This window comes from Peribacillus tepidiphilus (assembly GCF_009466385.1).
In the GTDB taxonomy this organism is placed as follows: domain Bacteria; phylum Bacillota; class Bacilli; order Bacillales; family DSM-1321; genus Bacillus_BN; species Bacillus_BN tepidiphilus.
On record NZ_WIAQ01000036.1, the window covers coordinates 20,034 to 29,557 of the forward strand.

At 37.8% G+C, this 9,524-nt stretch carries 6 protein-coding genes and 2 pseudogenes; 2 read left to right on the forward strand and 6 right to left on the reverse strand.

What is annotated here, in order from left to right; translation table 11 throughout:
* Positions 1-8 precede the first annotated feature (8 nt).
* Positions 9-2,120 carry a BglG family transcription antiterminator gene (locus tag GD441_RS15085; protein ID WP_153127260.1) on the reverse strand — a complete coding sequence of 704 codons (2,112 nt, stop codon included), beginning with the start codon at positions 2,118-2,120 and terminating at the stop codon, positions 9-11.
* Positions 2,121-2,582: 462 nt separating this feature from the next.
* Between GD441_RS15085 and GD441_RS17305 the strand changes: the two are divergent.
* Positions 2,583-2,780, forward strand: a pseudogene (locus GD441_RS17305) (IS3 family transposase); the annotation flags it as partial.
* Between the two features lie 150 nt (positions 2,781-2,930).
* On the opposite strand, the gene hmpA reads toward GD441_RS17305, so the two are convergent.
* The gene (gene hmpA / locus GD441_RS15095; RefSeq protein WP_153127262.1) at positions 2,931-4,142 is read right to left on the reverse strand and encodes an NO-inducible flavohemoprotein; all 1,212 of its coding nucleotides are present in this window, start codon (positions 4,140-4,142) and stop codon (positions 2,931-2,933) included.
* Between the two features lie 243 nt (positions 4,143-4,385).
* Positions 4,386-5,456, reverse strand: a pseudogene (gene ltrA / locus GD441_RS15100) (group II intron reverse transcriptase/maturase); the annotation flags it as partial.
* Positions 5,457-5,519: 63 nt separating this feature from the next.
* Between ltrA and GD441_RS15105 the strand changes: the two are divergent.
* Positions 5,520-5,786, forward strand: coding sequence for a hypothetical protein (locus GD441_RS15105; RefSeq protein WP_225434257.1), 267 nt, complete (start codon positions 5,520-5,522; stop codon positions 5,784-5,786).
* Positions 5,787-5,876: 90 nt separating this feature from the next.
* Here GD441_RS15105 and GD441_RS15110 read toward each other — a convergent pair whose 3' ends face one another.
* The 3 genes from GD441_RS15110 to GD441_RS15120 form a co-directional block, all read right to left on the reverse strand.
* Positions 5,877-6,185, reverse strand: coding sequence for a UvrD-helicase domain-containing protein (locus GD441_RS15110; protein WP_225434258.1), 309 nt, complete (start codon positions 6,183-6,185; stop codon positions 5,877-5,879).
* A gap of 199 nt (positions 6,186-6,384) precedes the next feature.
* Positions 6,385-7,488 carry a Fic family protein gene (locus GD441_RS15115; protein ID WP_153127265.1) on the reverse strand — a complete coding sequence of 368 codons (1,104 nt, stop codon included), beginning with the start codon at positions 7,486-7,488 and terminating at the stop codon, positions 6,385-6,387.
* A 518-nt stretch (positions 7,489-8,006) separates the two neighbouring features.
* Complete coding sequence (locus tag GD441_RS15120) at positions 8,007-8,231, reverse strand: helix-turn-helix domain-containing protein (protein WP_153127266.1); 225 nt, start codon at positions 8,229-8,231, stop codon at positions 8,007-8,009.
* Between the last annotated feature and the right edge of the window lie 1,293 nt (positions 8,232-9,524).

The following is a 9,524-nucleotide window of genomic DNA, read 5'->3' on the forward strand; positions in this document are numbered from 1 at the left end:
TTTCCCCCTTATAGATTTGAATATTGGTTAATGACTTCAAGTACTTCAGAAACCGTTGAAGCCTTCTGAAGCTTTTCAACATTTGTAGCATCTGACATCATCATGGAAAATTGTGATAATGCCTTCAAGTGTGTTTCATTATCGATCGCAGCCAGGACAAAGATCAATTTAACTTGATGCTCCGGCTTTTCTGAAAAAGCACAGCTTTCTTTCAATCTCATAAAGCTCATGCCAATTTTCTTTACCCCGTCTTCATGTCTAGCATGTGGAAGAGCGATCCCCGGTGCGATGACGATATAAGGTCCAAGGGTATCCACATTTTTAATCATGGCGTCGATGTATTCTGGTGTTATACACTCATCTGCCAAAAGAGGCTGCGCTGCCTTTCGAATGGCTTCCTGCCAGTTTTCGATCTTATCTTCAAACTGGATTTTATCTTTCGTAAGAATTTCATTAAGCATAGGTTTCCTTCGCACCTCTCTCTCTGCTGTATGTTTAATTTGGAAGTAATCCTTCAATTCTTGGTACAAAGCTTGCTCATGATGAATCTGTGCATGCTTTTTAATGATGTCCATCAATGCTTCCACATTTTCCGTCTTCGGCTTCCCTGAAGATTGAATTTGATTGAGGAGAGAAGCTTTTTCCGTATCTGTTAAAATGGGATTTACCAGATAGACAGAAACTCCCTTATCCTCTATGGGAACCGTTGAAAAGACGAAATCAATTCCTTCCAGATTGGCATTTTCATATTCTCTTACGGTTATGGCCTTCTTTACATCTATGGTTGGAATGAGTTCTTCAATTTGTTTTTGTAAAATTCGAGATGTACCAATTCCACTTGAACAAACCACAAGAGCTTTTTTTCTGGATTGAACAACCACGCCTTCTTTCACAATCCAACCGCCGAAATGCATCGCGATATAGGCAATTTCATCTGCAGAAATCGGTTTTCCCAGCACATATTCAAAGTGATGGACGACCTTTTTTGTAAGGTTAAAAATATCACTGTACTTGGTTTTTACCGACTCTGTCAGCGGATTTTCTGGATCAATCCCATACTTTATTCGGAAATAGGCAGGTTTAAGATGGATAAATAAATTTCGTTCCAGATCGGCTCTTTTTTCAAAAACCACACATGCATATCTCTGAAAATCATCAACCATATGTTTAATGATGACTTTGAGATTAAAAATATCCTGGTTTCCCACATCGGAGCTCGGGCTGTCACTTACTTTAGCACCCAGAAGATAGGTCGCAATATAGTACACTTCGTCTTCCGGAACCTTTATGCCGAAAACGTTTACAATTTTTTCGGCAATAAGCTTTGACGCCTCATATTCACGTGTTTCCCTTATTACTTCTTTTTCGATCCGGTCCATTTGTACCTGTTGTCCCTGGGATAGGCGTTTAATAAACGAAAATAAATGAACACTTAGTGTTTGAATCACTTCATCCGCAAACCGGACTCCAATGAATGCTTCAGCTTTACTTAGGATCGAGAAAATTTCCTCTAATCCTGTTTCCATGAACCTATTTGGTGAGAGTTTCTGTTCTTGTAAAGCCGTCAATGGAAGCTCAGATAAGATCTCCTTCCAGTTCCGGGTGGTTAAAACTTGTGATAAAAAATAGACAAGTACTTTGCGTATGTTCTGTTCATCGCCAGAAAAGTAGTATCCTGTATCCTTTTTAAACTTCAGTTCTACCTTGAAGTGTTCCAGCTGTTCCTTCAGCTGCTTGATGTCTGCAAGCAATGTGCTTCTGCTGACATTGAGCTTATCCATTAAATCGGACAGGAAAACCGGAGTCTCCTTCGAGAGAATAAAGATGGCCGTCCAAGCAGTTCGTTCTTTTGGTGAAAACTCATATTGCTGCTTGTTTAGATGTCCTAGCTTTTCTTTAATTCTTTTTTTAGAATCCTCACTTAAGTAGAATCCAGCCGACCGGATATAGCTCATCTCCTCTAGTCCGTTATTCCTCAGCCAATAATTGATCTTATCAACATCGTAATATACGGTCCTTTTGGAAACTTTTAAGTCCTCCATAATTTCGTAGGGAGAAACATAAGACGTTGCATGTACCACTTTTTTCAATAAAGCAATGCTGCGTTGATCTAGTGTCATGGGAGCGCTCCCCTCCATGCCTACAGATGGTTATACTAGTAAATTAATATTTCTCTTTGCAAAGATTGAACTCTTGAATTTTTTATAAATTCTTACTTACCTTTATTATATTAGACAAATTCATAAATAGAAGTCCGAATGTTGTTTTATGATTTTTGCAAAGGTTGGACTCTTTGGTAAAGATGACGAGTTTCAGATCGGGGAATGACGAGTGCAGAGACTGAAAACATGGTTTGGCGTATCATGGCAGGATAATAGGATGAGATTCAACTTCTTTCGGCACATGCCTGGTGAGTTCGCCGGAGATTTTTACTTAAATATAGAGGTAATTTAATAGATGGTAACTGATTCTCAACGAGGATTTGCACGACTTTGCAAAATTACCTTCATTAATGCTTTTGATAAATCTAAAATTCTTTCATTTTCTTTATTTACGTTCGATATTTGAAAAATACGTTATGTGTTAGAAGGTGCATGGATAATGGACCAATGGAATCTTTTTAGGGTACCCTCAAATGTGAAAAGTCTTATTTACATATGTATGATACGTTTGAAGAACTTTCTCTTTCAGTGGATGAGTACATACCATTTTATAATCATGATCGATTACAAAAACGACTAAACGGCCTCAGCCCTATGGAACACAGAACTAAAGCCGCTCAGATCATTTTTATTATTTCCACTGTCTACTTCACAGGGGGCCGTTCAATTCCTCTCCACAGGGCCTTCCTTAATCATATTAAAAACCCTACCAACCCCCTCTGTGAAACATTCCTGTGAAACAAGATTTTTCGAGGAGTGACAGGCACCTTAAACTAAGCTTGCCATTGGACCAAAGAATTCATAATGTATTTTATCTTCCGCTACACCAAGGTCTATTAAAGAGCTATTAATAGACTTCATGAATGGAACTGGGCCGCAGAAATAAAAATCGGCATCTTCGATTTCAACTTTCTCCTTCAGCCATTCACGAGTCACATAACCTTCCACATCAAATCGATTATTTTTTCGATCCTCTTCTGTTGGAGAATCATAGAAGAAATATGCAGTGACATTATCTATTTTCGCCAATTCTTCTACTTCCTCCCTAAGTGCATGGACATTTCCATTTTGAGCAGCATGGATGAAAGTGACCTTTCTCTCAGGCTGGATTTCTACGATCGTTTTTAACATACTCATCATCGGTGTTAATCCAACACCGCCGCTTAGTAATACAACCGGTGTATTCTTCGTCGTATCCAGTACAAAATCCCCTGCAGGTGCACTTACTTTGAGGATGTCACCCTCTTTTACTTGGTCATGTAAATAATTAGATACAATTCCGTCTGGAATATCAGAGCCTGTTTCTCGTTTTACACTGATTCGATAGTAATCTTTTCCTGGTGCATCTGATAAACTATATTGACGGATATGAGTATACTCTTCCCCTTCAATGTCTAACAAAATACTAATATACTGCCCTGGTTGGAAAGTAGCTAGTTCCTTTTGATCTTCTGGTTTTAGATAGAAGGAAGTAATAACATCGCTTTCCACCACTTTTCGATCAACGACAAAATTACGGAATCCATCCCAACCACCTTTTTGGTTGGCTGCTTGATCATACATTTCAGCTTCTACACTGATAAATACATCAGCAATTACTTGATATGCTTTTTCCCAAGCATCTATGATTTCATCTGTCGCCGCATCACCTAAAACATCTTTGATAGCTAATAGCAAATGCTTACCTACAATCGGATAATGTTCTGGCTTAATACCAAGACTGCGGTGTTTATGGCCAATTTGTTTGACAACTGGAAGAATGGCCTCAAGATTATCAATATACATAGCAGCAGCATATACCGTACTAGCTAATGCTTTTTGCTGTCTACCTTGTTTTTGGTTCACGTGGTTAAAAATATTTAATAATTCAGGATGGTTTCCAAACATAAGCTGATAGAATCTTGTCGTAATCGCTTCACCATGTTTTTCAAGTACAGGAACGGTAGATTTAATTATTTCAATTGTTTTTGGATTTAACATAATTGACACTCCTTGTGCTTTCTACTATTTTCATAGTGATTATATGATAAGAACCACATATAATACGTGATTTAAATCACACTTTGCTATTTTATCTGATTTTTGTCTGATCAAATATTTGGTGTTAACTACCTCTCTAATTCCCTCTCAAAAAAATTTAAAGTAGCAAATCGAGTAGGAGGGGGTGACTAACCCCCGACCTCTCACACCACCGTACGTACCGTTCGGTATACGGCGGTTCAATTAAGTATGACGTAGAGTTTGATACCTTTCGGTTAGACTTCTTAACCCTCGGTGACTCCAATAGGAGTTGTCGAGGGTTTTATGTAGAATGGGACTGCAGGCAATCCGCCAATATCCCTTCCGCGTATTGCCCCATTCGAATGCTTTATGGCTTGGAACACCTAATCCTTTGAGTTTCCGAACTCTTGTTTTCGAGGTTTTCCATTCTCTCCATAAGCACATCCGTAGCCTTCGTCTAATCCATTCGTCAAATTCTTTGAACTTACTCGGTGTTTCTGCCAAGGCAAAATATCCGCACCATCCCATTAAATACTTGTTCAGTTTCTCAATCCTTCTCTCCATTGGATACGGTTTGGATCTCGATGTGATTTCACGAATCTTATCTTTCAATCGTTTCACACTTTCGTTCGCAATCCGTACCTTTGGAGTCTTATGGAATGTGAAGCTGAAACCGAGAAACTTCCGTTTCCAAGGACGGTCTACCGCCGATTTCTCTTTATTTACCTTGAGCTTTAACTCCTTCTCAATAAAGTGGGTAATGGAGTTCATGACACGAATTCCTGCTTTCTTTGTTTTCACGTAGATGTTACAGTCATCCGCATACCGGACAAACTTATGTCCACGTTTCTCCAGCTCCTTATCCAATTCATGAAGCATGATGTTTGATAAAAGTGGACTAAGCGGGCCGCCTTGAGGCGTTCCCATGTCCGTTTCCATTACTACTCCATTGATCATCACGCCTGATTGAAGATACCGACGGATTAACTTCAGTAGAATTCGATCTTTGATCGTTTTCGCCAAGATCCCCATCAGTTTGTCGTGATTCACCTTGTCAAAGAATTTCTCTAGGTCTATATCGACTACCCAACGATATCCTTCTTTGATATAATCCTTTGCTTCCCTAACCGCATCATGTCCCCTTCTACCTGGGCGAAAGCCGTAGCTATGGTCCGAGAAGGTCGGATCAAAGATTTTCGTCAACACTTGGGCAATCGCTTGTTGGATGAAACAATCGGTCACGGTAGGGATCCCTAGAAGCCTTACTCCTCCGTTCGGTTTCGGGATTTCGACGCTAGTAAAGAAGGAAAAAGAATTGGAGTATCTGTTAAAAGTAGGAACCGAAAAGAAGGAAAATTGGATTATTCTTTAACCATGAGAAAGCCTTTGGAGCAAATCAAAAAAGTAAAAGAAGCTTGCCTACAATTTGCCTGTGAACCTTATTTTGTCTTTGTAGTTGACCAAATGGATTCCATTAAAGTTGTTGTTACTCCGCTCGAAGTGATTGAGGAATGCTACACGATCGGCACTAAATCTTCCCAAGAGTGGAATATCCTCAAATTTGAGAAAGATATAAAGACAAGCGTCTTTGAATTTGATTGGAAAACCAGAGGCACCATTTAAATAGAAGAAAATCATATAAAGCAGCTACCATAATTCTAGGAAAAGGTTGCTGCTTTCTGTATTTCTAACCAGATATATAAAGGTGAGATTTTAAGAAACCAATAGAATCTCTTCAGGAGCGATACCCAGTTCTTCCACAAGGTATTTGACTTTATCTGAAATAGTTAGTGTCTTACCTGCTCCAGCTCCTGCAACAATAAGATTATCATCTTCGTCTACAATAATAGCCGTTCGTTGATGTTCATCTAGCAATTTCCCATCAATATCATCCAAGAATTGTTGAGTTCTAGTGAGCTCATTTGAAATGAATTCAGAATTCCAAGATTCCACTAATGGTTCCAAGTTGGTATGCGTAGCTATAAATTCTTGAATTTCTTTAAGTGCAGAGACTGAAAACATGGTTTGGCGTATCATGGCAGGATAATAGGAGGAGATTCAACTTCTTTCGGCACATGCGTGGTGAGTTCGCCGGAGCTTTTTACTTAAAGGGTTTTCCATTTCTAAAAGAAAAGCCCCGCAGGGATTATCTCTCCACAGAGCTTTCCTTTTGTCAAGAACATTCGTTCGTCAAATTCCGGGGAGTGACAGGCACCTTTCGCTATCCGGTCATTATTCTTATTAAATCATAATGATAATAACGGCGGTTTCGTTTACGGTCGTCACCAAAAACCATGTTTTGTTGAACTAATTGAGCTAAGCTTTTTCTAATAGTAGCCGGAGCTAAATCGGTAGTATCTTCAATCTTTTGCACAGTAGCCACTGGAAATTCAAATAAAGCTCGCCAAACTTTTTTTGTGGATTGTTGATCAAGCTTGGCAATTCCATTCTCATAAAGTTTTTCTGCTTTATCTAATTTTTCAAATTGATGTTCAGCCATACGAATGGTTGCATCAAGAAAGAATAGAATCCAGCTTTTCCAATCCGGCTCATTCCGCCCAATTCCACGCACACCATTTAACATCGCATAATATTTAAATTTTTCTCTTTCAAGCTCTTCACTTAAGAAAAAGAATGGAGACTCAATGAGGTTAGACTGCAATAAATATAAAACGATTAAAATTCTTCCAAGTCGCCCATTTCCATCTAAGAAGGGGTGAATGGATTCGAATTGAGCATGAATAATAGCTGCTTTGATTAATGGGTGTAATGGATCTTCCTCAATGTTTCGATAAGGGTGCCCATTGATGTACCGTTCTAAATTGGTCATATACTCGCCCATTCTTTGGGGTTCAGGGGGAATATAGGAAGCATCTTTAATATGTTTCGTTGGCCCAATAAAGTTCTGGATTTTTCTATATTCTCCTGAAGCACTTGTAGAACCTCTAGCATTTTCCATTAAAATTTTATGCAGATCACGAATTAAACGTTCTGTTAGTGGATATCCCGTTTGGATGAACTCAACCCCCATTTTTAGAGCTTTTTGATAATTACGAACCTCCACCTTTTCCCAGTCCTGTTGTTGATCAATTTTATCCTCAAGCATCTCACTAAAGGTTACTTGTGTACCTTCAATTCTTGTAGATTGAACCGATTCATGTAAAGTAAGCAATTGAATAAATGATTCATTCACTAATGAATAACGGAGTTTTTGTTTCAACCTTTCTAGCTTTGATGATGCTTCCACTACCTTTTTATAAAAAGCAAGCTCTGTTTCCGAATCAAAATGAATAGGAAGAAAGGGTAAGTTATACGGTGTTTTCATTCAAACACCTCCTTAAAGTTATTTTTTATATAATTATATTCTATAATTAAAAATTTTAAAACTTACGCTATTTCTCGTTCGAAAAATAGCGTAACAATACATACTGGATTTCGACTCTTTCACATAAATGGTGGATATTTGTTGTTTCTGAACAAATAAACGTAAAACGATTTTTTCGCATTGAAAAAGGGACTGCCCATAAGTCAGATTTTCTAGCCTTCGGACACCCCCCTATTCTTCCAATATACGGTTTAATTCTTGTACTAGAATTTCATCTTCTAAGATCAAACTTTTAAAAAATTTACCAGTAAAATCGTTAAAACTCCAAGCAACCTTCTTCTCTAATGGATCTGTATATATTTCATCTTGGTTTCAACTTTAAGATGATATTGAGGAGAAGCGTATTAATACTAATTAGTCAAGAAGGATTTGATAGAACCCTGTAAAACACTCATGTCAAACAATTGACAGGCACCGTCAAGAATTCAAATCTTTTGCACAGTTTAATATTTTAGTTTTTACTCGTCATTATTATCCTTTTTAATCGTTAAAATCTCATTTATATCATCAATTTCTAAAGCGTTAGCAATTTTTTCAATATGATCAAATTGAATTCTTTGCCTTTTTCCATTGGCTAATTCACTTAACGTTGCACGTCGTATTCCCGTTTTTAAATGTAATTGATGAATGGACAGGTTATATTGATAGAGCAGTTCGTTTAGACGTAGCTTTACCTTTCTCATATTTTTCCTCTCGTTTCACTTAAAGGATTGACTGTACCTTTAACAGTACAATATAATGTGGATATATATTGTACTCATAAGCGTACATTTTTATTTGTCGTTTTTTTCGTGTTTGTTTGTGTACGATATGATGAAGAAAGGAGAAGGGATAATCGGTAAACGTCGATAGGCAACTCATCACTACTTTATTGGAGGCCCTGCTACCACAACAAGTTGAACAATTAAGAGACATAGCATTTTCTATGTATTTGGAAAACGAAGAGGATACTAAAGATCTTGAAGATGATCGAGATAAGATAAAATAAAAACAGAAACAAGTGCTAGAAGCATTGCTTAATGGATCATACATCTTCTATTAAACTTTGAATTTAAAAAAATACCGGTAGTCTCACCCCTAAACGTTCGAGATAACAGCAATAGAGAAATAAAGGTTATATCAAGATCGATCGTCTCCCTTGAACGATTTCAGATTCAAAAGGTGAAGCAAACCTCTTTGATGAACCACTCTGGGAAGCGATAAATAGAGGATATTAACAAAATATGTTAAACATCTATCTACAAAATTGAAAAAAGGTTGTAAGTATACATAAACTAAATAAAGCTCTGTAGAGATTTCCTAATATGCTCCCCTTTAAGTAACAGATTAATCTGTCTTCCTAAAGCGGAGCATTTCACTTTACTCTCCACAGAACTTCCTTCAAAACTATTTCTCTACATTTCTACAAATCTCGACAATCTTCGAGGGGTGACAGGCACCTCGCCCCTACACTGTCTACTTGACAGGGGGCAGTTCATTTCCTCTCCACAGGGCCTTCCTTAATCATTTTAAAAAACCCTACCAAACCCCTCTGTGAAACATTCCTGTGAAACAAGATTTTTCGAGGAGTGACAGGCACCTTTCCCCATTATTTACATATGTATGATACGTTGGAATATAGAACTAAAGCCGCTTAGATCATTTTTATCATTTCCACTTTCTACTTGACAAGGGGCCGTTCATTTCCTCTCCATAAGGCCTTCCTTAATCATATTAAAAACCCTACCAATCCCCTCTGTGAAACATTCCTGTGAAACAAGATTTTTCGAGGAGTGACAGGCACCTCACCCCAATATACGTCATCCGTTCAAACCATTTTAAATGTTGAACTTTTTGGGCTCTCTGTCAATTGTGGTGGTGTAAATATTTCCAATACTCTCTCTTTGGAAGGAATGTAGGTTAACCTACATTCCTTCTGATAAGTTGACGCCATAATATCTTTTTTCGTAATCGCTCAAAGCTTTTTATTCCATAAG

Excerpts from the sequence above, each read along its gene's own strand:
- GD441_RS15085 (WP_153127260.1), bottom strand. The coding sequence starts at position 2,120 with ATGACACTAGATCAACGCAGCATTGCTTTATTGAAAAAAGTGGTACAT.
- hmpA (WP_153127262.1), bottom strand. The coding sequence starts at position 4,142 with ATGTTAAATCCAAAAACAATTGAAATAATTAAATCTACCGTTCCTGTA.
- GD441_RS15110 (WP_225434258.1), bottom strand. The coding sequence starts at position 6,185 with ATGTTTTCAGTCTCTGCACTTAAAGAAATTCAAGAATTTATAGCTACG.
- GD441_RS15115 (WP_153127265.1), bottom strand. The coding sequence starts at position 7,488 with ATGAAAACACCGTATAACTTACCCTTTCTTCCTATTCATTTTGATTCG.
- GD441_RS15120 (WP_153127266.1), bottom strand. The coding sequence starts at position 8,231 with ATGAGAAAGGTAAAGCTACGTCTAAACGAACTGCTCTATCAATATAAC.